This is a genomic window from Mycobacterium sp. NGS17 (assembly GCF_059813205.1).
This window is the reverse complement of record NZ_JCALED010000005.1, coordinates 81,982-106,681: the sequence shown is the minus strand read 5'-3', so window position 1 is coordinate 106,681 and position 24,700 is coordinate 81,982. Positions and strand designations below refer to the sequence as shown.

General features: G+C 69.2%; 25 protein-coding genes. 5 read left to right on the top strand and 20 right to left on the bottom strand.

The annotated features are described in order from the left end of the window. Window positions 1–2: 2 nt before the first annotated feature. From AC5Y7E_RS12950 to AC5Y7E_RS12935, 4 genes are read right to left on the bottom strand one after another with little or no spacing between them, the layout of a single operon-like run. Window positions 3–746 carry a pseudouridine synthase gene (locus AC5Y7E_RS12950; RefSeq protein WP_499949285.1) on the bottom strand — a complete coding sequence of 248 codons (744 nt, stop codon included), beginning with the start codon at window positions 744–746 and terminating at the stop codon, window positions 3–5. Beyond that, window positions 746–1,441: an SMC-Scp complex subunit ScpB gene (gene scpB / locus AC5Y7E_RS12945; protein WP_499920928.1), complete on the bottom strand. Its 696-nt coding sequence runs from the start codon at window positions 1,439–1,441 to the stop codon at window positions 746–748. Before scpB ends, AC5Y7E_RS12950 begins: the two co-directional genes overlap by 1 nt. Then, the gene (locus AC5Y7E_RS12940; protein WP_499949284.1) at window positions 1,438–2,265 is read right to left on the bottom strand and encodes a segregation/condensation protein A; all 828 of its coding nucleotides are present in this window, start codon (window positions 2,263–2,265) and stop codon (window positions 1,438–1,440) included. The genes scpB and AC5Y7E_RS12940 overlap by 4 nt, the downstream gene beginning before the upstream one ends. Continuing rightward, the gene (locus AC5Y7E_RS12935) at window positions 2,262–3,125 is read right to left on the bottom strand and encodes a ParA family protein (RefSeq protein WP_008257550.1); all 864 of its coding nucleotides are present in this window, start codon (window positions 3,123–3,125) and stop codon (window positions 2,262–2,264) included. The genes AC5Y7E_RS12940 and AC5Y7E_RS12935 overlap by 4 nt, the downstream gene beginning before the upstream one ends. 238 nt (window positions 3,126–3,363) lie before the next feature. Between AC5Y7E_RS12935 and AC5Y7E_RS12930 the strand changes: the two genes are divergently transcribed. After that, complete coding sequence (locus tag AC5Y7E_RS12930) at window positions 3,364–4,116, top strand: O-methyltransferase (RefSeq protein WP_499949283.1); 753 nt, start codon at window positions 3,364–3,366, stop codon at window positions 4,114–4,116. Here the strand turns inward: AC5Y7E_RS12930 and xerD are convergent. The 14 genes from xerD to AC5Y7E_RS12860 all read right to left on the bottom strand — a co-directional run bounded on the left by xerD (window position 4,113) and on the right by AC5Y7E_RS12860 (window position 17,807). Beyond that, window positions 4,113–5,048, bottom strand: a complete 936-nt coding sequence (gene xerD, locus AC5Y7E_RS12925) for a site-specific tyrosine recombinase XerD (RefSeq protein ID WP_499921122.1) — start codon at window positions 5,046–5,048, stop codon at window positions 4,113–4,115. The two genes, AC5Y7E_RS12930 and xerD, sit on opposite strands and share 4 nt — an antisense overlap. 5 nt (window positions 5,049–5,053) lie before the next feature. Then, the gene (locus AC5Y7E_RS12920) at window positions 5,054–5,674 is read right to left on the bottom strand and encodes an NUDIX domain-containing protein (protein ID WP_499949281.1); all 621 of its coding nucleotides are present in this window, start codon (window positions 5,672–5,674) and stop codon (window positions 5,054–5,056) included. After that, window positions 5,667–7,418, bottom strand: coding sequence for a CTP synthase (gene pyrG / locus AC5Y7E_RS12915; RefSeq protein ID WP_499920920.1), 1,752 nt, complete (start codon window positions 7,416–7,418; stop codon window positions 5,667–5,669). Before pyrG ends, AC5Y7E_RS12920 begins: the two co-directional genes overlap by 8 nt. Window positions 7,419–7,540: 122 nt before the next feature. Next, window positions 7,541–8,485 (bottom strand): copper transporter, encoded by a 945-nt coding sequence (locus tag AC5Y7E_RS12910; RefSeq protein WP_499949279.1) that lies wholly within the window; start codon window positions 8,483–8,485, stop codon window positions 7,541–7,543. A 19-nt stretch (window positions 8,486–8,504) separates the two neighbouring features. Continuing rightward, window positions 8,505–9,686 (bottom strand): putative cytokinetic ring protein SteA, encoded by a 1,182-nt coding sequence (steA, locus tag AC5Y7E_RS12905; protein ID WP_499920916.1) that lies wholly within the window; start codon window positions 9,684–9,686, stop codon window positions 8,505–8,507. Between the two features lie 113 nt (window positions 9,687–9,799). Then, window positions 9,800–11,551, bottom strand: a complete 1,752-nt coding sequence (gene recN, locus AC5Y7E_RS12900; protein ID WP_499949277.1) for a DNA repair protein RecN — start codon at window positions 11,549–11,551, stop codon at window positions 9,800–9,802. A 25-nt stretch (window positions 11,552–11,576) separates the two neighbouring features. Beyond that, window positions 11,577–12,506 (bottom strand): NAD kinase, encoded by a 930-nt coding sequence (locus AC5Y7E_RS12895; RefSeq protein WP_499920912.1) that lies wholly within the window; start codon window positions 12,504–12,506, stop codon window positions 11,577–11,579. Beyond that, window positions 12,503–13,312, bottom strand: coding sequence for a TlyA family RNA methyltransferase (locus AC5Y7E_RS12890; RefSeq protein ID WP_499949276.1), 810 nt, complete (start codon window positions 13,310–13,312; stop codon window positions 12,503–12,505). The genes AC5Y7E_RS12895 and AC5Y7E_RS12890 overlap by 4 nt, the downstream gene beginning before the upstream one ends. Window positions 13,313–13,320: 8 nt before the next feature. Continuing rightward, window positions 13,321–13,515 (bottom strand): hypothetical protein, encoded by a 195-nt coding sequence (locus AC5Y7E_RS12885; RefSeq protein ID WP_499920908.1) that lies wholly within the window; start codon window positions 13,513–13,515, stop codon window positions 13,321–13,323. A gap of 23 nt (window positions 13,516–13,538) precedes the next feature. Further along, window positions 13,539–14,573 carry an HAD-IIA family hydrolase gene (locus tag AC5Y7E_RS12880; RefSeq protein ID WP_499949274.1) on the bottom strand — a complete coding sequence of 345 codons (1,035 nt, stop codon included), beginning with the start codon at window positions 14,571–14,573 and terminating at the stop codon, window positions 13,539–13,541. Next, window positions 14,573–15,373: a tetratricopeptide repeat protein gene (locus AC5Y7E_RS12875; protein ID WP_499949272.1), complete on the bottom strand. Its 801-nt coding sequence runs from the start codon at window positions 15,371–15,373 to the stop codon at window positions 14,573–14,575. The genes AC5Y7E_RS12880 and AC5Y7E_RS12875 overlap by 1 nt, the downstream gene beginning before the upstream one ends. A gap of 28 nt (window positions 15,374–15,401) precedes the next feature. Further along, complete coding sequence (locus AC5Y7E_RS12870) at window positions 15,402–15,758, bottom strand: DUF732 domain-containing protein (protein ID WP_499949271.1); 357 nt, start codon at window positions 15,756–15,758, stop codon at window positions 15,402–15,404. A 99-nt stretch (window positions 15,759–15,857) separates the two neighbouring features. After that, the gene (gene tyrS / locus AC5Y7E_RS12865; protein ID WP_499949270.1) at window positions 15,858–17,129 is read right to left on the bottom strand and encodes a tyrosine--tRNA ligase; all 1,272 of its coding nucleotides are present in this window, start codon (window positions 17,127–17,129) and stop codon (window positions 15,858–15,860) included. Between the two features lie 33 nt (window positions 17,130–17,162). Then, window positions 17,163–17,807 carry a DNA-3-methyladenine glycosylase gene (locus tag AC5Y7E_RS12860; RefSeq protein WP_499949269.1) on the bottom strand — a complete coding sequence of 215 codons (645 nt, stop codon included), beginning with the start codon at window positions 17,805–17,807 and terminating at the stop codon, window positions 17,163–17,165. A 110-nt stretch (window positions 17,808–17,917) separates the two neighbouring features. Here AC5Y7E_RS12860 and AC5Y7E_RS12855 point away from each other — a divergent pair, with 110 nt between their 5' ends. The 4 genes from AC5Y7E_RS12855 to AC5Y7E_RS12840 all read left to right on the top strand — a co-directional run bounded on the left by AC5Y7E_RS12855 (window position 17,918) and on the right by AC5Y7E_RS12840 (window position 21,412). Then, the gene (locus AC5Y7E_RS12855; RefSeq protein ID WP_499949267.1) at window positions 17,918–19,195 is read left to right on the top strand and encodes an ammonium transporter; all 1,278 of its coding nucleotides are present in this window, start codon (window positions 17,918–17,920) and stop codon (window positions 19,193–19,195) included. Window positions 19,196–19,269: 74 nt separating this feature from the next. Next, a complete protein-coding gene (locus AC5Y7E_RS12850; protein ID WP_499949266.1) occupies window positions 19,270–20,034 on the top strand; it encodes an ABC transporter ATP-binding protein in 765 nt (254 codons plus the stop codon). After that, window positions 19,968–20,786 (top strand): ABC transporter permease, encoded by an 819-nt coding sequence (locus AC5Y7E_RS12845; RefSeq protein ID WP_499949264.1) that lies wholly within the window; start codon window positions 19,968–19,970, stop codon window positions 20,784–20,786. Before AC5Y7E_RS12850 ends, AC5Y7E_RS12845 begins: the two co-directional genes overlap by 67 nt. Further along, window positions 20,786–21,412, top strand: a complete 627-nt coding sequence (locus AC5Y7E_RS12840) for a TetR/AcrR family transcriptional regulator (protein ID WP_499949263.1) — start codon at window positions 20,786–20,788, stop codon at window positions 21,410–21,412. Before AC5Y7E_RS12845 ends, AC5Y7E_RS12840 begins: the two co-directional genes overlap by 1 nt. Here the strand turns inward: AC5Y7E_RS12840 and AC5Y7E_RS12835 are convergent. Then, window positions 21,378–21,593, bottom strand: a complete 216-nt coding sequence (locus tag AC5Y7E_RS12835; RefSeq protein ID WP_499920889.1) for a Trm112 family protein — start codon at window positions 21,591–21,593, stop codon at window positions 21,378–21,380. The two genes, AC5Y7E_RS12840 and AC5Y7E_RS12835, sit on opposite strands and share 35 nt — an antisense overlap. Then, window positions 21,590–24,613, bottom strand: a complete 3,024-nt coding sequence (locus AC5Y7E_RS12830) for an acyl-CoA synthetase (protein ID WP_499949261.1) — start codon at window positions 24,611–24,613, stop codon at window positions 21,590–21,592. The genes AC5Y7E_RS12835 and AC5Y7E_RS12830 overlap by 4 nt, the downstream gene beginning before the upstream one ends. Window positions 24,614–24,700: the final 87 nt, after the last annotated feature.

Sequence of the window (24,700 nt, the reverse complement as noted above, 5' to 3'; positions counted from 1 at the left end):
GCTCACAGGCCCACCGCCTTGTACAGTTGGCCGACCTCGTGATGGGCCAGCGCCCGGATGGTGCCGGGTCGCTGCTTTCCCAGCGCGACGGGTCCAATGTCGGTGCGCACCAACGACTCCACCGGGAATCCGGCGGCCGCGAGCAGCCGGCGCACGATGCGGTTACGCCCCTCGTGCAGCGTCACCCGCACCAGCGTCTTACCCGGGATGGCGTCCACCACCGCGAACTCGTCGAGTTTGGCCACGCCGTCGTCCAATTCGATGCCGGCACGCAGCTTCTTGCCGAGGCCGCGCGGCACCGCCCCGGTCACCGTCGCCAGATACGTCTTGGGCACCTCGTGGGAGGGGTGCATCAGCCGGTGCGCCAGTTCGCCGTCGTTGGTCAGCAGGATCAGCCCCTCGGTGTCGGCGTCCAACCGTCCGACGTGAAACAGGTTCTTGTTACCGCGAACCTTGCGCTCGACCAGATCGCCGATGCACGGGCGGCCGCGGTCGTCGGACATCGTCGAGTGCACACCGCGCGGCTTGTTCAGGGCGAGGTACACCTGCGAGTCGTCGAGCACCACGCGGGCGCCGTCGACGCGAATCACCGAGGAGTCGGGGTTGACCCGGGTGCCCAGCTCGGTCACCACCTGCCCGTCCACCTCGACGCGGCCGTCGATGATCATCTTCTCGGCGGCCCGCCGCGACGCAATTCCGGCCTGGGACAACACCTTTTGCAGCCGGATCCCCTGGGCTTCTTCCATCAATCCTGGTCCACGTCGAAGGTCAGCGCCTGGTCGGACGATTGACCGCCGGACAGTTTGATGAAACGTGGCTCGCTGTCCAGGGATTCGGACAGGTCCTCGATCGTGTCGACGTCGGGAAGCAGCGGCGCGATATCTGGTAGGTCGGCCAGCGAGGTCAGCCCCAGGCGCTCGAGGAACAGGTCGGTGGTGGCGAACGTCACCGCGCCGGTGTCGTCGTCGGCCCCGGCCTCGGTGATCAGGCCGCGCGCCAGCAGCGTGCGCATCACGGCGTCGACGTTGACGCCGCGCACCGCGCTCACCCGCGCGCGGGTCACGGGCTGGCGGTAGGCGACGACGGCCAGTGTCTCCAGCGCGGCCCGGGTGAGCTTGGACCGCGCCCCGTCCAGCAGCAGCTTCTCGACATAGGGGGCGAACCGGGCCCGGGTGTACATCCGCCAGCCCTCGCTGTTTTTCCGTAGGTCGATGCCGCTGTCGCGTTCGGTGAGTTGCTCGGCCATCTCCTGCAATGTGGTGGCAATCCGGTAGACCGGCTGCTGGGTCGCTGACGCCAGCGCCTCCGCGGTGACCGGCGTGTCCACCACCAACAGCAGCGCCTCGAGCACCGAGCCGAGTTCCTCGGATTCCATGGGCGCGACCTCGGCGATGTCCGGGATGCCTGAATCCAGGTCGATCTCGGGCAGTTCTTCAGTCATTCGTCTCGCACTTCTACCAAGGCTTCACTGGCCGGACGCTCCCCGGTCCACGAGATTTGGAGCACGCCAAGCGGCTCTGACTGGTCGAATGCTACCGCCCGGGACCGATACAGTTCGAGCAGCGCCAGGAAGCGCCCGACCACCTCCATCGACGCCTCGCAGTCGGCGACCAGCTCGGAGAACGTGGCCCACGCGCCGCTGCCACGCGCTTTTAGGATCGCCAGCAACTTTTTGGCCTGTTCGGGAACCGAGACCTGGACCTGGTGCAGGTGCTCGACCGACACGGTCGGAACGGGCCGCGGGCTGAACGCGATCGCGGCGATCTGAGCGAAGCGTTCGGCGTCCACGCCGATCATCACCTCGGGCAGCAGTTCGGTGAACCGGTCTTCCAGCGACACCGAGCGCGGGTAACTGCGCAGCGCCGTGGCCTCGAGTTCGGCGAACATCTCCGCGACGTGCTTGAACGCGCGATATTGCAGCAGCCGGGCGAACAGCAGGTCGCGCACCTCCAGCAGCGCGAGGTCCTCGTCGTCGTCGACCCGTCCGGCGGGCAGCAACCGGGCCGCCTTCAGGTCCAGGAGGGTCGCGGCGACCACCAGAAACGCCGTGGTCTCCTCCAGCTCGAGCTGCGGACCGATTTCGCGGGTGTAGGCGATGAAGTCGTCGGTGACCTGGTGCAGCGCCACCTCGGTCACGTCGAGGCGATGGGCGAAGATCAGCTGCAGCAGCAGGTCGAACGGGCCCTCGAAATTCGTCAGGCGGACGTGGAAGCCAGCTCCGTAGCCGTTCTGCTGTGGCGCCGCACCGGTTTCGGTCGCGTTCACGCGCCGAATCGGTCGATGAACTCGCGGGCCAGCGCGCGGTAGGCGATGGCCCCCGTGGATCGCGGGGCCCACGTGGTGATGGGTTCGCCGGCGACGCTGGTCTCCGGGAATCGCACGGTCCGGGTGATCACCGTGTCGAACACCAGGTCGCCGAACCGCTCCACCACCCGGGCCATCACCTCGCGCGAGTTGACCGTGCGGGGGTCGTACCGGGTGAGCAGGATCCCGCTGATCTCGAGTTTCGGGTTGAGCCGGTCGCGCACCTTGTCGACGGTGTCGGTCAGCAGCGCCAGCCCGCGCAGCGAGAAATACTCGCACTCGGTCGGAATCACCACGCCGTCGGAGCAGGCCAGGCCGTTGACCGTGAGCAGCCCCAGCGACGGCTGGCAGTCGATCAACACGTAGTCGTAGCGATCCAGCACCGGGTGCAGCGCGCGGCCCAGCGTCTGCTCGCGTCCCACCTCGTTGACCAGCTGGATCTCGGCGGCCGACAGGTCGATGTTGCTGGGCACCAGATCCATGTGCTTGACCCGGGTCTGCAGCAACACGTCGTCGATCGACACCCGCGGCTCGACCAGGACGTTGTGGATGGTCTTCTCCAGCTCGTAATGCGGGACGCCCAGGCCGGCGGACAGCGCGCCCTGCGGATCCATGTCCACCAGCAGCACCCGGCGGCCGTATTCGGCGAGCGCGGCACCCAGATTGATCGTGGACGTGGTCTTCCCGACGCCACCCTTCTGGTTGCACATGGCGACGACTTTGGCCGGGCCGTGCGAGGTGCGCGGCTGTGGTTCCGGGATCGCCCGCGGCGGCCGCCCGGTCAGGCCGAGCTCGACGCCGTTGTCCGGCTGCTCGGTCATGGCGGGGGTGTTCGGGAGGTGAACATCGTCGGAAAGTCTAACGGGTTCGTCGCGCGAAACCCGGCGACCCGCAGGCAATTAACCAGCCGATATGGGCAAATATCGGTGGTGGAACGCACATCCCGACAGCCTGTTAACTTCAGTCACAGCAGCACCAATTTCCGGGGGCGACGCGACTCCGGAACGTGCTAGCACGGGCCTTCAGGGCGATACCAGCCCCCGGCCTATCGTGACGTTTATGAACCTCAAACGACGGATACCTCTGCTGCGTTGGTCGGTCTGGCGCATGGCCGCCGGCGCCCAGAACATCACCACCACCGGGCAGATCGGTGACGGGCGCGAGGCGGCCGCGGTCGAGTACGTCCTGCGCAACGCCCGCGCCGGCGACATCGACGACGTGCTGGCCACCATCGACAAGTTCGCCTATGAGAAATCGCTGCTGATCAACGTCGGCGACGAGAAAGGGCTGCTGCTCGACGCCGCCGTGCGGCGCGCCGATCCGTCGCTCGCGCTCGAACTGGGCACCTACTGCGGCTACGGCGCCTTGCGCATCGCGAGGGCCGCCCCCAATGCCAAAGTGTTCTCGGTCGAACTGGCCGAGGCCAACGCGGCCAACGCCCGCCAGATCTGGGCGCACGCCGGCGTTGCCGACCGGGTGACGTGTGTGGTCGGCACCATCGGCGACGGGGGGCGCACCCTGGACGCACTGGCCAACGAGCATGGGTTTGCCTCCGGCACATTGGATTTCGTGTTCCTCGATCACGACAAGGACGCCTACCTGGACGACCTGACCAGCATCCTGGACCGGGAGTGGTTGCATCCGGGCTCGATCGTGGTGGCCGACAACGTGCGGGTGCCGGGTGCGCCGAAGTATCGCGAGTACATGCGGCGACAGCAGGGCAAGCAGTGGAACACCGTCGAGCACAAGGCGCACGTCGAGTATCAGACACTGGTGTCCGACCTGGTGCTGGAGTCCGAATACGTGGGCTAATGCGCCCGGGGGTGCGCCTCGGCCCACACTTCGCGCAGCGCGTGCACGGTGACCATGGTGTAGATCTGCGTCGTCGTCACCGAGGCGTGCCCGAGCAATTCCTGCACCACCCGCACGTCGGCGCCGCCCTCCAGCAGGTGGGTGGCGAAGGAGTGCCGCAGCATGTGCGGCGACACCCCGGAGGTGATGCCGGCACGTTCGGCCGCGTCCTGCAGAACCTGCCACGCGCTTTGCCGTGACAACCGCCCCCCACGCACATTGAGGAAGATGCCCGGCGTTCCGCGCCCGCGGCGCGCCAGCTCCGGACGGCCCCGCACCAGGTAGGCGTCCAGGGCGGCGACGGCCGGACGCCCGATCGGCACCAGCCGCTGCTTACCGCCCTTGCCGCGCAACAACACCGACCGGGCATGCGTGTCGACGTCGTCGACGTCGAGGCCGACGGCCTCGGAGATCCGTGCGCCGGTGGAGTACAGAAGTTCCAGCAGCGCCCGGTTACGCAGGGTCAGCGGACCGTCGGCCGGGCTGTCGCCGCCCGCGGCCTCAAGTAGCGCCAGCACCTGGTCGATGGTCAGGCTTTTGGGCAGCCGCCGCCCCGGCGTCGGTGGCCGGACGGCACGCGCCACGTCGAGTTCGGCCAGCCCTTCGGCGGCGGCGAACCGGTGCAGGCCGCGCACCGCGATCAGCGCCCGCGCCGCCGACACCGCCGACAGCGCAGCGGCCCCGGTGTCGGGATCGCCGCGGCGCAGCGCAACCAGGAACTCGCTGACGTCGTTCTCACCCACCTTGGCCAGGTCGTGAATTCCACGGTCCGACAGGTGTTTTGTGTACCGACGCAGATCGCGGCTGTACGAGCTGAGGGTGTTCGCGGCGACGCCGCGCTCGATCGTCAGATGGTCGAGGTAGCCCTGCAACTGCGTGTCCAGCGCCGCCATTGTCATTACTTGGCCTTGCGCGCGACGAACGCCGTCGGCTTGTCCAGCCACGGGCTGTCCACCGGACGCGGCTGCGCGAAGCCGGTGGTCACGGCGTGGGCGGCCAGAATCCCCGCCACCGCAATGGCATTGACGATGTCACCGCTGAGCACCTTGCGGGCGGCGTCGGCCAGCGGGTACCACTCCAATGTCATGTCGGCTTCTTCGTCGTGCGCGTCGGGCCGTTCCACCTGAGTCAGGCCGGTGGCCAGATAGACGCGCACCGACTCGTCGCTGAAACCCGGTGTGGAATCGAGGTCGACGAGCACCGTCCAGGCCGCGGCCTTGAGCCCCGCCTCCTCCATCAGCTCGCGCGCCGCGGTGAGATGGGCTGCCTCGCCATCGACATCGAGCAGTCCCGCGGGCAACTCCCACAGTCGCCGGCCGAAGGCGTGCCGGTACTGGTAGACCATCGGGATGTTGCCGTCGTCGTCCATCGCGACCACGGCGACCGCGCCGAAATGCTCGACGATCTCGCGGGTCACGACCTTGCCGCCCGGCATCCGCACCCGGTCGCTGCGCAGCGCGAAAATCTTTCCGGTGTACAGCGTTTCGGACGACGCCGTCTCGAAGACGTGGTCAGCCACGGGTCGCGGGCTCAGGTATCGGCCGCGCCGCGCTGTCCCGGTGCTGGATGCCGTTCGATGACTGCTCCGGGATTTCCACCGGCAGCAGCTCGCCCGCCTTGTAGTCGATGGCCGCGCCGACGAAGGCGACGAACAGCGGGTGCGGCCGGGTGGGGCGGCTCTTGAGCTCCGGGTGGGCCTGGGTGCCGACGATGAACGGGTGCACGTCCGGCGGGTACTCGACGAACTCCACCAGATGACCGTCCGGAGAGGTGCCGGAGAACTTCAGGCCGCTTTCGGCGATCTTGTCGCGGTAGGCGTTGTTGACCTCGTAGCGGTGGCGGTGCCGCTCGGACACCTCGGTTGCGCCGTATGCCTGGGCCACAATCGATTCCGGTTCCAGCACCGCGGGGTAGGCGCCCAGCCGCATGGTGCCGCCCAGGTCGGCTTCGCCGGCGACGATGTCGACCTGGTCGGCCATCGTGGAGATGACGGGATCGGGCGTCTCGGGGTCGAACTCCGCCGAATTGGCTTGGGCCAGACCGGCGGAGCGGGCGGCCTCGATCACGATGCATTGCAGACCCAGGCACAGGCCGAGCACCGGCAGCCCTCGCCCGCGGGCGTGGTGGATGGCGCCTATCTTGCCCTCGATGCCGCGGATGCCGAACCCGCCGGGGATCAGCACGCCGTGCACGTCGCCCAGGGCCGACGCCGCGCCGGCCGGGCTCTCGCAGTCGTCGGACGCCACCCAGACCAGCTCCACCTTGGCGTGGTGCTTGAACCCCCCGGCACGCAGCGCCTCGGTGACCGACAGATAAGCGTCGGAAAGCTCAACGTACTTGCCCACCAGGGCGATTCGCACAACCTCGTGCGGCTCGTGCACGCGGCGCAGCAGGTCGTCCCATTCGGTCCAGTCCACGTCGCGGAACGGCAGGTTGAGCCGGCGCACCACGTAGGCGTCGAGTTCCTCGCGGTGCAGCACCTTGGGGATGTCATAGATCGACGGCGCGTCCGGGGTGGAGATGACGCCGTCGATGTCGACGTCACACATCAGCGCGATCTTGTTCTTCAGCGCTTCGGGAACGTCACGGTCGCAGCGCAGGATCAGCGCGTCGGGGGTGATACCGATGCTGCGCAGCGCCGCAACCGAGTGCTGGGTGGGTTTGGTCTTGAGTTCACCCGACGGCGCCAGGTAGGGCACCAGCGAGACGTGCAGGAAGAAGACGTTCTCGCGGCCGAGGTCGTGACGCACCTGGCGCGCCGCCTCCAAGAAGGGCTGCGACTCGATGTCGCCGACGGTGCCGCCGATCTCGGTGATGACCACGTCGGGACGGTTGCCCTCGGCGTCGGGCTGGGCCATCGACATGATGCGCCCTTTGATCTCGTCGGTGATGTGCGGGATCACCTGGACCGTGTCACCGAGATACTCGCCGCGCCGCTCCTTGGCGATGACCGTCGAATAGACCTGTCCCGTAGTCACATTCGCCGAGCCGGACAGGTCGCGATCCAGAAATCGTTCGTAATGGCCGACGTCCAGGTCGGTTTCGGCGCCGTCCTCGGTGACGAACACCTCGCCGTGCTGAAACGGGTTCATGGTGCCCGGATCGACGTTGAGGTACGGGTCGAGTTTCTGCATCGTCACGTACAACCCGCGGGCCGTCAGTAGCTGGCCGAGGCTGCTGGCGGTCAAACCCTTGCCCAACGAGGAAGCGACTCCCCCGCTGACGAAGAGGTGCTTGGTGGCGGATTGCGGGTGCTTTCGCACAGGCGACCTCCGTGAAGACGGGCAGGGCGTCAAAATTGTTCTAGCGAATAACTAGATGGGCCTGCCGACCCACGGAAACCCACCCTAACATCCACCGCGCTGTGCCGCGGCTAACACGCCCGCTACTGAGGCACCGTGATCGACGCCGCCCCGTGCCCGGTGCCGTACTGCCCGGCATGGCCGCCATTGAGCAGGTCGTGCAGCCCCAGGACCGCGGTGATGCGCCCCGGCGCGGCGTCGACGTCGTCGACCGTGGTGATCGCCGAGTTCATCGCGGCGTCGGCGCGGGTCACCGCGACGGCGGCGCCCCCGGTCGCCGAACCATCGCGCCCGGCGAGCAGGGTGCCCGAGCCGTGCGGGGCCAACGCGGCCGAGAAGCGCGCCACGCTGACGCCCTTGTTGCCGGCGTCGCCGGGCAACGAGCCGCCCGTGACGACCAGGGCGGCGTTGGCCGCGCCCATGTGATCGGCTGGCTGATAGGTGATGAAGCCCGTGTCACGCAGCGCCGCCAGCACGGTGTTGCGCTGGATCTCATCGACCGCCGGCGCCGCCGGGTTCGCGTTGGCCAGCAGGGCGATGCCCATCAGGTCGCCCGCCTGCGAGCCCTGGTCGACGAGCTTGGTGCTCAGCTGCTGGCCCGCGGGCAGCACCGAGGAGTTGACCACCGTCTGCAGCTTCTCCGCCGAGTTCGCCTCCACGAACTCCTGCGTCAGCGACACCGTCCCGGTCACCGTCCCGCCGGCCTGGCCGATGAACTTCGACACCGCGGCCACGTCGTCGTCGGCGGCATCCGGGGTGCGGAACACCACCACCGACTTGCCGCCCAGCGCGTCGTGCACTATCCGGCCAGCCAGTTGGGTATCGAAATTGTTTGCCGCGCTGAGCTTTTCGTTCAGCACATTCTTCTGGTCGTTCAGTCCGCTGATCTGGGTGGTCAGGTCGCGCTTCTCGTCGCGGAGGCTGGACAACAAGGTGTCCGACAAGAACCCGGAGCCCAGCACGACTCCCACGGCCAGCGCCAGGAAGACGGCGGCCAGCGACAAGGCATGTTGGCGTAACGAGATCATGAGCGCATCCTCGAGATGACTAGCTGACCAGGTGCTGGATCCAGAGCGAGAAGTGGTTCCAATAGTCGGTGACCCAATGCAGCACCACGCCGTCGGTGCGTGACACCCACAGCGCGACGATCACGGCGATCAGCATCGTCAGCGCCAGCAGCGCGATGGCGCCCGCCGAGATGTGGTTGCGGTACAGGGTGGCAACGGCCTTGGCGTCCACCACCTTCTCGCCCACCCGCAACCGGGTCAGGAAGGTGGAGGGGTTGCTGTGCGCGCGGGTGCGGTCGAAGAAGGTCTCGATGTTTGCGGTGTGGCCGGCCGTCACCAACAGCGCGGCCCCGTGGTGATCGGCCAGCAGCAGGGCGAGGTCGATCGCCGAGCCCGCGGCCGGGAACGTCATCGCCCCGACGCCGAGATCCTGGATCCGCTCCAGGCCGGGCGCGTGGCCGTCGGCGTCGGCGGGCAATACGACCTGGGCGCCGCACTTGAGCGCGTCGGTGCTGATCTGGTCGGGGTCACCGACGATGACCTGGGGCCGGTAGCCCGCCTTGCGCAAGACGTCGGCGCCGGTGCCCACCCCGATCAGGGCCGGCTGATACTCCTTGATGAACGGCTTGAGCGACTTCAGGTCCTCCTCGGCGCTGGGCTCGTCGGCGACGATCACCACGTGCCGGCGGCGCAGGTCGACGTCGACGTCGGGGATGCCGATGCCGTCGATCAGCAGCGGGCTCTCGCTCTTGATGAACTCGATCGTGTTGCCGGCGAAGGCCTCGAGGTGAGCGGACAGGCCGCTCTTGGCCTCGCGCATCAGGTCGGCGATGTCGTGGTCCGTGCGCTCGGTCCCGCGGACCAGCCTGCGATCGCCTACATACACCCCGCCCTCGTGCAGCCGGATCTTGGCGCCGTCCTTGACCTTCCTGAAGATGTCGGGTCCGGCCTCGTCGATCAGCGTCACCCCGTTGTTGACCAGCACCTCGGGACCCATGTTCGGGTAGCGGCCCGACACCGACGGGGACGCGTTGACGACCGCGGCGATATCGGCCTCCACCAGCGCGTCCGCCGTGATGCGGTCCAGATCCAGGACGTCGAGCACCACGATGTCGCCGGGGCAGACCCTACGCAGCAGTCGATCGATGTTCCGGTCCACACGGGCGGTGCCGACGAGACCCGGCCGGTCGGTGTTACGGGAAAGAAGGCCTGACATCTTCATGGGGGCGATTCTGTCCGCGAAGCCCGGGAGAGGACGGGAGGCGCGCCGTAACATCAGCCTCAGAAGTTATCTAGAGTCTCATTAGTCACAGCTGTATTACGTGTTCCGGGCGCTCAGATCTCGTCCTTCTGCGCCGCATCGAGCAGTTCACGGGCGTGCGCGCGGCCGCTGTCGGACTCGCCCAGCCCGGCCAGCATCCGCGCCAGCTCGGCGACCCGCTCGTCGTCGGCGACCCGCCGCACCACGCTGGTCCCCTTGGGCCCGGCTCCATGCACCACCAGGTGCACGTCGGCGTAAGCCGCGACCTGCGGCAGGTGGGTGACCACGATGACCTGGTGGGTGCGGGCCAGCCGCGCCAGCCGCCGCCCGATCTGCACCGCCGCCCGGCCTCCGACGCCGGCGTCGACCTCGTCGAACACCATGGTGGTGCCCGCCGCCGAGGCGGCCAGCACCACTTCCAGCGCCAGCATCACGCGGGACAGCTCGCCGCCCGAAGCGCTCTTCGCCAGCGGGAGCTGATCCATCCCCCGGTGGGCCGCGAAGCCGAACTCCACCTCATCGACGCCGTCGGCGCCCGCGCGGGCCAGCTCGCCCGAGGGCAACCTCAACGCGGCGGCGTCGTCGGCGGCCGGCGCGGCGTCGACGGTGACGTCGATGCTGAATTGGGCGTCGGCCATCGCCAGCCCGGACAGCTCGGCGGTGACTTCCTTGGCGAGCCGCTTTGCGGCCTTGCGCCGGATGCTGCTCAGATCGACCGCGGCCTGGGCCAACTCACCCGCCAGCTCGTCGACCCGCGCCGCCAGCGCGGCCAGCCCTTCCTCGGAGACGTCGAGTTGGGCCAGTCGTTCGCGTGATTCGGCGGCCCAGGCCAGCACGCCGTCGATGTCCGCGGCGTACTTGCGTGTGAGCGTGCGCAGTTCGGCCTGCCGGGCCAATTTGGATTCCAGCGCGCTGGCATCGACCGGCAGCTCCGCCAGGAAGCCCCCCAGCTCACCGGCCGCATCGACGACCACCGTCAGCACCTCGCCGAGCTGGCCGGCCAACGCCAACAGCTTCGCGTCGTCGGTGGATTCCAGTGCGGCCCTTGCCTTTCCCAGGCTGTCGGTCGCGCCGAATCCGGATCCGTCCGCCTCGTCCGAGGACAGGGCCGCCCGGGCCCCCGCCGCGGCCTCGCGCAGGGTGTCCAGCTCGGAAAGCCGCAGGATCTCGGCGACCAGGGCATCGTCCTCGCCGGGTTGTGGGTCCACCGCATCGATCTCGTTGAGGGCGAAGTTCAGCCGGTCGGCCTCCAGCGCGAGCTCGCGCATCCGGTTGCGGCGGTCGAGCAGGTCGCGGCGCGCCGACAGCCAGGCGTCGCGCAGTTTGCCGTAGCGCTCCAGCGCGGTGCCGGCCTTCGCGAACCGGTCCAGCGCGCCGCACTGCTCCTCGGGCCGCATGAGCCGCAGCTGGTCGTTCTGCCCGTGCAGGGTCAGCAGCCCGGCGGTGAAGTCGCCCAGCGATTTGGCCGGCACGCTGCGGCCGCCGAGATACGCCCGCGACGGTCCGTCCCGGCTGACCGAGCGCAACGCGATCACGCTGCCGTCCTCGTCGCGTTTGGCGCCCGAGGCGTCCAGCAGGTCGTCCAGCTTCGCGATCGTGGCTTCGTCGAGATCCGTTGTGGTGAAACGGCCTTCGACGATCGCCCGATCGGCGCCCGACCGCACCCGGGTCGCGTCCGCGCGGGCGCCACCGAGCAGGTGCAGCCCGGTCACCACCATGGTCTTGCCCGTACCGGTCTCGCCGGTCAGCACGGTCAGGCCGCGGTCGAACTCCCCCACCGCGGCGCTGATGGCACCGAGCGACTCGATGCGGATTTCGGTCAGCATTCAGCGAGCACCAGAGCTAAGGCCGTCAGTTCCCGCGCCACCCGGTCACCGGCAGCCGGAATTTGCGCACCAGCCGGTCGGTGAATGGGGCGCTGTCCAGCCGGGCCCATTTCACCGGTGTGTCGCAACGCTTTACCTCCAGCCGGCTCCCCGCCGGGACCAACATTTCGCGGCGGCCATCGCAGAACACCAAGGCGTCATGGCCGTCGGCCTCGATCTCGATCGCGATGGTGGCGTCCGGGCTGGTGACCATGGGGCGGGCGAACAGCGCGTGAGCGTTGTTGGGTACCACCAGGATTGCCTCGAGGTCCGGCCACAGCACCGGCCCGCCCGCGGAGAACGCGTAGGCGGTGGATCCGGTGGGCGTCGACACCAGCACCCCGTCACAGCCGAACGCCGACACCGGGCGTCCGTCGATCTCGAGGACGACGCCGAGCACGCCCAGCCGGGGGCCCTTCTCCAGGCTGACTTCGTTCAGCGCCCAGCCGTGCACCGAAACGTCGCCGCCGTGGCGCACCATCACGTCGAGCGTCAACCGGTTCTCCACCCGATAATCGCGTGCGACAACATGATCCAGCACCCGGTCGATGGCCTCGGCCTCGGCCTCGGCCATGAAGCCGATGCGGCCCAGGTTGATGCCGAGCACCGGGATGTTGGCGTTGCGGGCCAGTTCGGCGGCCCGCAGGAACGTGCCGTCGCCGCCCAGCGCCAGCACCAGTTCGCAGCCCGCGGCCGCCTGCGGGTCGGCGTTGACCACCTCGATCTCGATGCCGAGGGCGCGCATGTCGTCGGGGGCCAGGTGCATCGGCCCCTTGTCGACCGCCTCGGCGGACAGCACACGAAGCTCGATTCCGTTGGCGCTCAGCACTTTCTGCACGCGCCGCGCGGTCTCGGTGGCCTCGTCTCGGCCGGTGTGAGCCACCATCAGCACGGTGCGTGACGCGCTTTCACTCACCGTGGCCCGCTTTCCACCGCGCGCCGCACCGCCGTCACCAGGTCGTCGCCGATGAGTGGACTATCGGTCTGGGTGCGCAGCCGCAGGAAGTACTCGACGTTGCCCGACGGGCCCGGCAGCGGGCTGGCAGTGACGTCGACGGTGTGCCAGCCCAGCTCGCCGGCGCGGCCGGCGACCGCCAGCACGGCGTCGGCGCGCAGGCCGGGGTCGTGCACCACACCACCGGCGCCGACCAGGCCCCGGCCCACCTCAAACTGCGGCTTCACCATGGGAACGATATCCGCGTTCGGTGCGGCACATCCAGTTAGCGCCGGCAAAACCGTGGACAGCGAAATGAAGGACAGGTCGGCCACCACCAGGTCGGCCCGCCCGCCGACCGCCTCCGGCGTGAGGTCGCGCACGTTCGTCCGTTCGACGACGACCACCCGGGCGTCGCTGCGCAGCGACCAGGCCAGCTGGCCGTATCCCACGTCGACCGCGACCACTTCGGCGGCCCCGCGATCCAGCAGGACTTCGGTGAAGCCACCCGTCGACGCGCCGGCATCCAGGCAGCGACGGCCCGCGACCGAGATCTCGAAAGCATCCAGCGCCCCGATCAGCTTGTGCGCTCCGCGCGACACCCAGCCGCGCTCGCCGTCCTCGGCGACGGTCAGGGCCGCGGTGACCGCGACGGCGGTGCCCGGCTTGCGCGCCGGCATCCCGTCGATGCAGACCTTCCCCGCACCGATCAACTCGGCGGCCTGCTGCCGGGACCGGGCCAGGCCGCGCCGGACCAGTTCGGCGTCAACGCGGGCGCGTCGCGACATCCGCGCACTCAGCCCTTCTCCGCCGACTCCAGCGCGGCCAGCAGCACGTCATGCGCCTCGGACAGGCGGCGTGCTATTTCTTCCAGCTCGTCGAGCTGGCGTTCCAGGGGCACCTGCTCGGGGTCTTCGCCGTCCCCGGGCTGGGGCAGCCGCGCGAGCAGGGCGTCGATTTCGGCGCGAATCTCGTCGGGATCGATAGTCATCGCGTTCCTACGCTAGTCACCCGTCAGTCCGTGTGCACCAAAGACCAGCGCCCCAGCGCGGCGCGCGCCCGGTCGTCGGCGGCCTCGATGCGCACCTCGCCTGAGTCGGAATCGGGGCGCGCGTACACCGCGGCGGCGACCGCGCGAACGATCGACAGGCCATCCCCGTCGTCGTCCGTCCCGTCGGCACTGACCGTGATCTGCGCGTCCGCGGCCTCGACCCGCCAGCCCGGCTGCGGCCCGACCGCGAGCCGCCCGGCGTCGGTGTGCAGCGAGCGCAGGTCGTTCCCGATATAGGTGGGGCGCTGGGCGGGGTTGGCGTAAACCGCGTCCCGCGCGGAATTGACCCCGGTGAGCACCATCAGGCTGGGCAGCTCGGCGGCGTTGGCGCCCTCGATGTCGGTGTCGAGCCGGTCCCCGACCACCAAGGGGGCGCGAAAGTCGCCGCGGGCCGCGGCATCTCGCAGCAGTCCGGGCGCCGGCTTGCCGGCGACCTCGGGCTTGCCGCCGGTGGCCGCCCGCAGCGCGGCCACGAACGATCCGTTGCCGGGCAACAGCCCGCGCTCGGTGGGCAGCGTCAGGTCCACGTTGGACGCCACCCACAGCGCCCCGTCCCGGATGGCCAGCGCGGCCTCGGCCAGCTCCGGCCACCCGATGGTCTGCGACAGACCCTGCACGACCGCGGCCGGGCCGTCGTCGTAGCTGCGCACCGCGCGCAGCCCGACCGCCGTGATCTCGTCGGCCAGGGCCTCGGTGCCCACGATCAGCACCGGTGAGTCGGGCGGCAACCGGTCGGCCAGCAGCCGCGCGGCGCTTTGGGCGCTGGTGGCGACGTCGTCGGCGACGGCGGTGAAGCCCAGCTCGGTCAGGTGCGCGGCGACCTCATCGGCGCTGCGCGACGCGTTGTTGGTGACGAAGTAGGCGCGGCTGCGCACCTGCGCCAGCGCCTGCACCGCGCCCTCGGTGGGACGACGGCCGCGAAACATCGTGCCGTCCAGGTCTATCAGCAGGCAGTCATATTGCTGCGCAAGGGTTTTGGCGTGATCTGAGTCGGTCATCAGCCGAGTTCACTGACCCGGTCTTCGGCGTCGGTGACGCCGTCGACGTCCGCGGCAGCGGAGTGCAGGAACCACTGCAGCGCCTCGTCGTCGCGGCCGAGCGCCAGCAGGGTGTCCGCGTACGCGTAGAACAGCCGGGCGGCCGTCGTGCCGGTGCGGGCGGGGTCCAGTTGCGGCGTGGACAAGATGGTGAGCGCCTGCTCGAGCTGGCCGAGGTCCGCGCGCGCCCCGGCCGCGACGATGCGCAACTCGTCGGCGTCGTCACCGGTGAGCCCGGCGGCCTCTGGCCCGCGCGCGAGTTCGATCGCCCGCTCCGGGCGGCCAAGTCCCCGTTCGCAATCGGCGATCAGCGCCAGCAGCGAGGACTTGCTGCCCATCCTGCGGGCCGCGCGCAACTCGGCGAGCGCCTGGGCCCAGTCGCCGCAGTGGTAGGCGGCGATGCCGACCGCTTCACGAATGGTGGCGATCCGGCTGGACCGGGCGCGCGCGGCCCTGGCGTGGCGCAAGGCGGCCTCCGGGTCTTCGTCGAGCAGCTCGCCCGCGGCCACCAGGTGGCGCGCGACGGCGTCCGCGGTCGCGCGGTCCAGCGTGCTCAGGTCGCGCCGGATCTCGGGCGCCAGCTGCTTGGCTTCCACGCCCGGCGGTATCGGCGGCCCGTCCTGCGGCGCGCGATCGGCCTGTGCCTCCCCACGTCCGGCGGCCTGCGGCTGGGCCGGGCGCGCGCGGCCCGGACCCGACCAGCCGTTGGACGCCGGCCGCCCCCGCCGTTCGCCGCGCTGTCGTTGCCTGTCGTCGACCACGCAGCCGAGAATACGGGCAGCCCGCCGCCTAGCCTTGCGGCCGGTTACCCACCAGCGGCGCGATCAGCGCCGGGCAGTAGGTCGCGATCGCGACGATGGTGAACCGGCCCGCCATCTCGTAGGACAGTCCGTTGCCCTCGGCCATCTTGGCGGTCACCTCGTCGAACGACCCGCCGGGCTCGAACAGCATCGGGCACACCGACTGCCCCATCGCCGTGGTGCCGGTCGGCTGGGTATAGGAAACTCCGGCATTCGTCAGCGCCGACAGGAACGCATTGCTCACCACGTCTGCGCGGATCGGCGCCGACAACGCCAGCGCCACCAGGCCGGTGCTCACCCCCAGGATCGGCAGACCGGTCAACCGCACACGCGTCGCGAAAAGCACCGTGACAACAGTGGTCCCCGTGGGTCACGTCGAGGACACGGTGAGGTAAAGATTCATGCACGCACGCGTTTCGCGCGGCCCGTCCGGCCCCGGGTCCGGCTAAAGCTTTTCGACCCCGGCGACGGTGCGCTTGCCGCGGCGCAGCACCAGCCATTTGCCGTGCAGGAAGTCCGTCGGCCGCGGCGCCCACTCCTCGCTGTCGACGCGGACGTTGTTCACCGAGACGCCGCCCTCACCGATGGTGCGGCGCGCGGCCTTGCGGCTCTCGGACAGCCCGCTGGCCACCAACAGGTCGACGATCCCGTCGGGCGCACCGGGTTTGAGTTCGGCGACCGGGGTTTCGCGCAGCGCCGCCGCCAACGTGGCCTCGTCCAGGCGGCCCAGTTCGCCCTGCCCGAACAGCGCCCGGCTGGCGTGCTCGACGGCGTCTGTGGCCGCCTCGCCGTGCACCAGCACGGTCAGTTCGCGGGCCAGGCGCCGCTGGGCGGCGCGCTGCTGCGGGCGCTCGGCCGTCACCTGTTCCAGCTCGCCGAGCTCGTGGGCCGTCAAGAAGGTGAACCAGCGCAGGTACCGGATCACGTCGGCGTCGGCGGTGTTGAAGAAGTACTGGTACCAGGCATACGGCGTGGTCAGCGCCGGGTCCAGCCACAGGCTGCCGCCCCCGGTGGACTTGCCGAACTTGGTGCCGTCGGCGGCGGTCACCAGTGGCACCGTGAGCGCGTGGACCGAGGCGCTCAGCTGCTGGCGCACCAACCGGACGCCGGCGATGATGTTGCCCCACTGATCGGAGCCGCCGATCTGCAGGGTGCAGCCGTAGCGGCGGTGCAACTCGACGTAGTCGTTGGCCTGAAGGAGCATGTAGCTGAACTCGGTGTAGGAGATGCCGTCGCCGTCGAGACGCCGGCGGACGGTGTCGCGGTCCAGCATCACGTTGACCGAGAAGTGCTTGCCGATGTCACGCAGGAACTCGATCGCCGACAGCGGGCGGGTCCAGTCCAGATTGTTGACGACGACGGCGCCTGTCGGCGACTCGTCGAAGTCGACGAAGCGTTGCAGCTGCCCGCCGATCCGCTCGGTCCATTCCGCGACGGTGTCGGCCTCGTTGAGGGTGCGCTCGCCGATGTCGCGCGGGTCGCCGATCATGCCGGTGGCCCCTCCGGCGAGCACGATCGGGCGATGGCCGGCGCGCTGGAACCGGCGCAGCGCCAGCAGCGGCACCAGGTGCCCGGCGTGCAGGCTCGGCGCGGTGGGGTCGAAGCCGGCGTACACGGTCAGCGGCCCGCGCCGAGCTTCGGCGGTCAGCGCATCGAGGTCGGTGGACTGCGCGATCAGGCCGCGCCAGCCCAGCTCGTCGATGATCATCTCGCCCATGATCCAAGATCCTTCCACCCGGGAACCGTCCGGCTAGTCGCTGGCGCCCGGGGCCGGCGCGCGGGGGCTGCGGCGATACGCCGAAACCTCCGGGCGGCCGGGTAGCCACAGCCGCCAGGGCCGGTCGGCGGCCTGACTGACGCCGACGCGCGGGCCGGCCGTCGCGGTCAGCGGTTCGTGCAGTTCGAGGGTCACCGGGCTGTTGCGCGCGAAGAGGTCAATGCCGTTGTCGTCCATGGTGATTCCCATGGCAGAGCATAGGTTGCCGGGGCCGCGCGCCAGGGCGGCGGTGCGCACCAGCTCGCCGCGACGGGCGCGCGCGACGTCCGTGCCGTCGTCGATGGCCGCGGCGCGCAGCAACACCGCCGCGGCGGTGCCGTCGGGTCCGCAGGAGACGTTGGCGCAGACGTGGATGCCGTGGCTGCGGTAGGTGTACAGCCGCCCGGGGGGCCCGAACATCACGAAATTGCGGGAGCGCAACCCCTTGTACGAGTGTGCGGCGGCGTCGGGCCAGGGACCGTCGGGAACTCCCCCATAGGCCTCGACCTCGACGACCGTCCCGCTCACGCCCCGCGCGGTGAGAATGGCGCCCAACAGCCGGCGCGCGGCCTCGACCGGGTCGACTAACAGCCGCGCAGCAGCCGTGCCTTGGCGAAAGCGTCCTCGAGCCCCGGCCACATCAGATCCTGAATCCTCTTTTCTTGAACCCAACGAACCTACCGGCAGGCCGAACGTGGCAGTATCCCGGTGTCCCGTGACCCCAGGGGCCGCGAGAAGGAGCCCACCTCATGCATGCGATCGATCCCGCCGCCACGGCGTGGCTGTTGGCCAGCACCGCGCTGGTTCTGCTGATGACCCCCGGCCTGGCGATCTTCTACGGCGGCATGGTCCGCACCACCGGTGTGCTGAACATGATGATGATGAGCTTCATCTCCATACCACTGGTGACGGTGGCCTGGCTGCTGGTCGGCTACACCATTGCGTTCTCCGAGGACGGGGTCAGCGGACTCGCCGGCAACCTCAGGCATTTCGGGATGCTCGGCATCACCCCCGGCACCGTCCACGGCACTGTCCCCGAACTGCTGTATGCCACCTTCCAATTGACGTTCGCGATCATCACGGCCGCCCTGGTCAGCGGCGCGATCGCCGACCGCGCCAAGTTCGCCGCCTGGATGGTCTTCGTCCCGCTGTGGGCGATCGCCGTGTATTCGATTGTCGCGCACTGGGTCTGGGGCCCCGGCGGCTGGCTGTCCAAGCTGGGCGTCCTCGACTATGCGGGCGGGCTCGTCGTCGAGATCGTCTCCGGGTCTTCGGCACTGGCGCTGGCGCTGGTGCTCGGGCCGCGCATCGGGTTCAAGAAGGACGCGATGCGGCCGCACAACCTGCCTTTGCTTTTCGTCGGTGTCGGGCTGCTGTGGTTCGGCTGGTTCGGTTTCAACGCCGGTTCCGCCTTGGCCGCCAACGGAACCGCCGCGGCCATCTTCCTCAACACGCTGGTCGCCGGGTGCCTGGGCATGCTGGGCTGGCTCTCGGTCGAACAGATCCGCGACGGCCGGCCCACCACTTTCGGTGCGGCGTCGGGAGTGGTCGCCGGCCTGGTCGCCATCACCCCGTCCTGCGGGACGGTCAACACGCTCGGCGCGACGGTCGTCGGGCTGGCGGCAGGCATCGTCTGCGCGTTCGCGGTCGGCGCGAAACTGCGCTTCAACTATGACGATTCGCTCGACGTCGTCGGCGTGCACTTCGTCGGCGGCGTGGTCGGAGTGTCATTGATCGGCCTGTTCGCGACGGCGGTCATGACGGCGGGCCCGCAGGGCCTGTTCTACGGGGGCGGCTTCGGCCAGCTGGGCAAGCAGGCGCTGGCGATCGGCGTCGTCGCGCTTTACGCGTTCGCCATGACGTTCGTGTTGGGCAAGGTCATCGACCGGCTGATGGGTTTCCGGGTCAGCGCCGAAGACGAGACCACCGGCGTCGACCTCACGCAGCACGCCGAGACCGCCTACGCCGAGGGCGTGCACGGCCACCTGCCGCAGCGCCGCCCCGCCACCGGCGAGCGGTTCAACTAGCACACCGGCGCCGCGCCGCCTCTATCTCACTCTCGGCCTTGACAACCCCGCGCGACCGGACGATTATTCATCGCATGATGAGTTCATCGCATGATGAATTAATTCCCGGGCCGGTGGAGCCGGCGGTGCGCATCGAGCACCTGCGTGTCGTCCGCGGAAAACGCCCAGCGCTGCACGACTTCTCGGTGCAAATCGCCGAGGGCAGCATCACCGGCCTGCTCGGCCCGTCCGGCTGCGGCAAGACCACGCTCATCCGCTGCATTGTCGGCACGCAGATCATCACGTCCGGCGCGGTCAGCGTGCTCGGCAGGCCGGCCGGCTCCCCCGAACTGCGCCACCGCATCGGTTACCTGCCGCAGGATCCGACCATCTACCACGACCTGCGGATCGTGGACAACGTGCGCTATTTCGCGGCGCTCTACGGGTTCGACGGCCAGGCCGCTGATGCCGCCATCGACCGAGTCGGATTGACCGATCACCGGACTTCCTTGTGCGCCAACCTGTCCGGCGGTCAACGCACCCGGGTTTCGCTGGCGTGCGCGCTGGTCTGCCAGCCCGACCTGCTGGTGCTGGACGAGCCGACCGTGGGCCTGGACCCGGTGCTGCGCGCGGACCTCTGGGAGCAGTTCGCCGAGCTGGCTCGCACCGGGACCACGCTGCTGGTCTCCAGCCATGTGATGGACGAAGCCGACCACTGCGGCGACCTGCTGCTGATGCGCGACGGCCGGTTGGTCGCCCACACCACCCCGACCCAACTGCGAGAGGACACCGGATGCACGTCACTGGAGGACGCGTTTCTGTCCATCATCAAGCGCAGCACCATGCGCGAAGCGGGCTGAGCCTGCGCGGCTACACCGCGACAACCGCACGAATCCTGCGCCAGCTGGTCGCCGACAATCGCAGCGTCGCGATGATCCTGTTCGTGCCCGTCCTGGTGATCAGCCTGATGTACTTCATGTTTCAGAACGCCCCGCACCGCCCCGGCACGCCGACCCCGTTCAACAACGCCTGCCTGATCCTGCTCGGGCTGTTCCCGCTGTTCGTGATGTTCATCATCACCGCGATCACCATGCAGCGCGAACGGGCCTCCGGGACGCTGGAGCGCATTCTGACCACGCCGCTGCGCCGCCTGGACCTGCTGATCGCCTACGGCACCGCCTTCTCCATCGCGGCTGCGGCGCAAGCGATTCTGGCGTGCCTCGTGTCGTTCTGGCTGCTGGGTTTCGACACCGCCGGCAGCCCGGCGTGGGTGTTCGTCATCGCGATCGTCAACGCCGTGCTGGGAGTCGGCCTGGGCCTGCTGTGTAGTGCGTTCGCCCGCACCGAGTTTCAGGCCGTGCAGTTCATCCCGTTGGTGATGGTGCCGCAGCTGCTGCTGGCCGGCATCATCGTGCCGCGCGCGCTGATGCCACACTGGCTGCAATGGATCAGCAATGTGCTGCCGGCCAGCTACGCGCTGGAGGCCCTGCAGCAGGTCGGTGCGCACCCGGAGCTGACGTTCATCGCGGTGCGCGACATCGTCGTGGTGCTGGGCTTCGCCCTGGCGGCGCTGTGCCTGGCCGCGGCGACACTGCGGCGACGGACACCCTAGTGGCGACGACCACCAATGCCGGGCGCCGGCGGCGGGGGCGGCCGGCCGGAAACTCCGACACCCGCGACCGTATTCTCGAAAAGGCACGGGAGCTATTCGCGCGCAACGGGATTCGCAATACCTCGATTCGTGCGGTGGCCGCCGCGGCGGGAGTGGATTCGGCGTTGGTGCATCACTATTTCGGCACCAAGCAGAAGCTGTTCGCCGCGGCCGTGCACATCCCGATCGACCCGATGGACGTCATCGGCCCGTTACGCGAGGTGCCCATCGAGGAGCTCGGCTACCGGATTCCGTCAACGTTGTTGTCGCTGTGGGACTCCGAGGTTGGTGCGGCGTTCATCGCGACGCTGCGGTCGATTTTGGCCGGTTCGGAGTCCAACCTGTTCCGGACGTTCATCGAGGACGTGATCGGCGTGGAAGTCGGCTCCCGAGTGGACAATCCACCGGGCAGCGGAACCATCCGGATCCAGTTCGTCGCGTCACAGCTGGTCGGCGTGGTGATGGCGCGCTACATCCTGCAACTGGAGCCGTTCACATCGCTAGCGCCCGAGCACATCGCACAAACCGTCGCACCGAACCTGCAGCGCTACCTCACCGGGGATCTGCCGGACGGCCTTGTGCCATGAGCCGGGCGTGCTCGTCGTCGCCGACGTCGCGCGCCTCGTCGATGAGCAGCACCGGGATGCCGTCCTCGATGCGATAGGCGCGCCGCAACCGCGGGTTGTAGAGCAATTCGGACCCGACCAGCACCAACGGTCCCCGGTCGTCCGGGCACACCAGGATGCTCAGCAGCGCGTCATCGATCATGATTGCGCTCCACTCAGCTCGGAACGGGCTCCACTGGTCATGCGGCGGTACTGGTTGGCGCCGGCATCGAAGCACCACACCTGACGCCCGGCCTTCGGAATCCCGGCCGCCCGTAGGGCGCTGACCGTCGGCCGGAACGTCGCGCTCAGGTTCATCTCCGGCACCACACACACGATGTCGGGACCCAGGCCGATCGGAAGCTTGGCGAACGCCTCGGTCAGGTCGGCCGCGGTGATGGAGGCCCCCGGCAACAGCGTGACCGCCGACGCCGCCACCTCGTGATCGCCCACCGGCACGTTGTAGGTCACCGCGAGGTCGACGCCGTTGATGCAACCCAGCGCGTCGGTGACCGGCTCGGCGAAGACCAGGCCGCGCGCGGTGCGCACCACCGAGCCGCGCCGGCCCGCCAGCCAGAAGTCGCCGTCGTCGTCGCGATAAAAGAGGTACTCGGTCGAGATCCAGGTGTCGCCGGCGGCGAAGACGCCGCGCTTGACCGACGCGCTCGGATCGACCGGGCCGTTTGACGCGGCGAGCAGGACGCCGACCTCGTTGGGTTCGGCGATCTGCACGAAGCCCCGCTCGTTCTCCAGGATCAGGTCGTGCTCGACGTCGTAGGCGCCCAACTCGATTCGCCCGGCGCCCGGCAGCGGGCGGCCCTTGCTGCCGACCTTGGCGCCGGACACGTTGGCCAGCACCGCCTGCCCGTCGGTGGTGGCGAAGAACTCGACGACGTGAGCGGGCGCGAACGCCTCGAAGACGCGCCCCCACAGGCCGGTTGGCATGCCGGAACCGATGAACAGCCGCACCGGGTGATTGCCTTGCAGAACGAATGCGGGATCGTCGACGATCTCGCGAAGCATGGCCCACGTGTAGGACACCACGGTGACGCCGTACTGGCGCACCTCCTGGACGAATCGATCCCGGTCCAGGCCGCGCGACAGCGCGATGCGGGTGCCGCCGACGACTGCGCCGCCCAGGCTGACCAGCAGAGCCGACTCGTGGTGCAGCGGCGTCAGGCAATAGACGGTGTCGCGGCGGTCCAGGGCGGCCGTTGAGGCGGTGCCGAAGGCGGACACCGCCCAGCGGTAGTTGGTGATCTGCTTGGCCACCAGCTCGCCGCCCGCCGCGCTGAACGCGATGAACGCCAGATCCCGGGCCAGCCCCGGGTTGGGGCGGTACCACCCGGGCAGCTCGACGGCATCCGGGTCGATCTGCTCCATGTCGATGACGTCGGAGTCGTCGGGCAGGTGTAGGTCGCGCGACTCGCCGCCGCCCAGAACCAGCACCTGGCGCAGCCCCTGGTCGGACCCGCGCACCGCGTCGAGGTTGGCGGGGTCGGTGAGCAGCTCGGTCACTCCCCCGAGCCGCACCGAGGCGGCGAGGTCGGCGTCGGGCCGCATCACCACCGCGATGGCGCCGAGCCGGGACAACGCGGCGATGGCCACGAGCGCGCTGGGCCGGGTCTCCATCAGCACGCCGACCCGGTCTCCCTGCCGCACCCCGACCTCGATCAGTCCGCGAACGACGTTGTTGACGCGCCGGTTCACCGCCTCGTAGGTGTGCACGCGGCCGTCGAACAAGAGGAATTCGCCCTGGGGCGCGTTGTGAGCCTGTTCTTCGATGATTCGGCCCAGCGAAATCCGGGTGTGGTCGTTGATCTGGCCCAGGCGGACCAGTCGCGGAATGGTGCGAGCCGTCTCGACGGCCAGGGTGCGCACCGACTTGTTGGCCGCGACGACGGTGGTTGCGGCTCCGCGCACCAGCCCCAGCGCCGCCTCGGAGACTTCGCCGACCCCGTGCGCGACCCGGGAGCTCAACGCGACGCCGCTGTCGGTGTGCTCCTCGGGCTGATCGGCCATCAGGTCGATGCTGTCGGGTTTGTCGCCCCCGACGGACAGCCACTTCACCCATTCGGCCACCGTCGGCCAACTCTGTTGCGCCGCTTTGGATCCGACGACCAAACCGAAATGACCTGTGCGGATGGTGGATTCGTACACTTCGGCGTCCGGCGCCGCCCGCCGGATACCGCGCACCGATGCCGGCTGCCCGATGTCGTCCACCTCGCCGACGAAGGCCAGTACCGGGCAGGTGATGTCGGTGAGGGTGACCATTTGGCCGTTGACGGCGAACCCGCCCGTCATCATCCGGTTGTGGGCGATGAACTGCTTGAGCAGTTCGGAGATGGCCGGGCCCGACCAGGCGATCCAGCCCTCGCGCTCGAGGAAGCGGCGCTGCTGCTCGCGCGGAAGCAGCGCCTCCCGGTCGTGCAGCTGGCGCACGAAGTCGACGCGCGCCTTGGCGGTCTTGAGCGGGTCGAGCATCTGGAAGCCGGTCCGCGCCATCCAGCTCGGGATGGCCAGCCGGCTGAAGACGTGGTCGGCCATGAAGTTGGCGGCCGGCGCGGCGAAGTTCGCCGGGATACCCATGGGCAGCGCGGCCAGGGTGTCGACCGGCGAACCGAAGGTGACGATGCTGGCCAGGCTTTTCGAGCGCCGGTAGGCGGCCACTTGGTAGCACCACATGCCGCCCTGCGAATAGCCGACCAGATGGATGTCGCTGCCGGTCGTGTCCCTGACCGTGTCGATGGCCTGGCTGAGCGCGACGATGTGGTCGGCCAGGGTGCGACGCATGCCCCCCTCGACCTTGTCGGGCTCGCCGAAGTCGATGACCCAGGGGTCAAGCCCGCGGGCGTGCAGGATTCCCACGGCGCCTTCGTCGCGCGTGACGTCCCACATGTCCGCAGACATCATCATCGGGTGCACCATCAGCACCGGCGGCCCGACGGGCGACTGGCCACCGCGGCTGTCCGGCGGGAAATACCGCCGGAGCTTGTACATCGGCACGCTCTCGACGATCTGCGACGGCGACGGGACACTGCCGGTTTCCAGGCCCCCCAGTCGCAAGACTTCCAGCCCGTTCTGCGCTGTAGCGATCAGCCGCTCGACCGGTCGTGTGACCATCGAAAAATTGAGATCCACTGCTGCTCCCTGAGTGTTGACAGCTTGGACATCATGGCACATCAGGCCAGCTAGAAGGGCAGTGGTTCCCCAAACGGGCAGCCGATCAGATCGATGGTCGACCCGGTTCCGCGCCGTTTAGGGCCGCGG

Bases quoted from the DNA above. Each gene is read 5' to 3' on its own strand.
- AC5Y7E_RS12950 (WP_499949285.1), bottom strand. From the start codon at position 746: ATGGAAGAAGCCCAGGGGATCCGGCTGCAAAAGGTGTTGTCCCAGGCC.
- scpB (WP_499920928.1), bottom strand. From the start codon at position 1,441: ATGACTGAAGAACTGCCCGAGATCGACCTGGATTCAGGCATCCCGGAC.
- AC5Y7E_RS12935 (WP_008257550.1), bottom strand. From the start codon at position 3,125: ATGACCGAGCAGCCGGACAACGGCGTCGAGCTCGGCCTGACCGGGCGG.
- AC5Y7E_RS12930 (WP_499949283.1), top strand. From the start codon at position 3,364: ATGAACCTCAAACGACGGATACCTCTGCTGCGTTGGTCGGTCTGGCGC.
- xerD (WP_499921122.1), bottom strand. From the start codon at position 5,048: ATGGCGGCGCTGGACACGCAGTTGCAGGGCTACCTCGACCATCTGACG.
- AC5Y7E_RS12910 (WP_499949279.1), bottom strand. From the start codon at position 8,485: ATGATCTCGTTACGCCAACATGCCTTGTCGCTGGCCGCCGTCTTCCTG.
- steA (WP_499920916.1), bottom strand. From the start codon at position 9,686: ATGAAGATGTCAGGCCTTCTTTCCCGTAACACCGACCGGCCGGGTCTC.
- recN (WP_499949277.1), bottom strand. From the start codon at position 11,551: ATGCTGACCGAAATCCGCATCGAGTCGCTCGGTGCCATCAGCGCCGCG.
- AC5Y7E_RS12890 (WP_499949276.1), bottom strand. From the start codon at position 13,312: ATGTCGCGACGCGCCCGCGTTGACGCCGAACTGGTCCGGCGCGGCCTG.
- AC5Y7E_RS12885 (WP_499920908.1), bottom strand. From the start codon at position 13,515: ATGACTATCGATCCCGACGAGATTCGCGCCGAAATCGACGCCCTGCTC.
- AC5Y7E_RS12880 (WP_499949274.1), bottom strand. From the start codon at position 14,573: ATGACCGACTCAGATCACGCCAAAACCCTTGCGCAGCAATATGACTGC.
- tyrS (WP_499949270.1), bottom strand. From the start codon at position 17,129: ATGGGCGAGATGATCATCGACGAGCTGGGCTGGCGCGGCCTGATCGCG.
- AC5Y7E_RS12855 (WP_499949267.1), top strand. From the start codon at position 17,918: ATGCATGCGATCGATCCCGCCGCCACGGCGTGGCTGTTGGCCAGCACC.
- AC5Y7E_RS12850 (WP_499949266.1), top strand. From the start codon at position 19,270: ATGATGAGTTCATCGCATGATGAATTAATTCCCGGGCCGGTGGAGCCG.
- AC5Y7E_RS12845 (WP_499949264.1), top strand. From the start codon at position 19,968: ATGCACGTCACTGGAGGACGCGTTTCTGTCCATCATCAAGCGCAGCAC.
- AC5Y7E_RS12835 (WP_499920889.1), bottom strand. From the start codon at position 21,593: ATGATCGATGACGCGCTGCTGAGCATCCTGGTGTGCCCGGACGACCGG.
- AC5Y7E_RS12830 (WP_499949261.1), bottom strand. From the start codon at position 24,613: ATGTGCCATGATGTCCAAGCTGTCAACACTCAGGGAGCAGCAGTGGAT.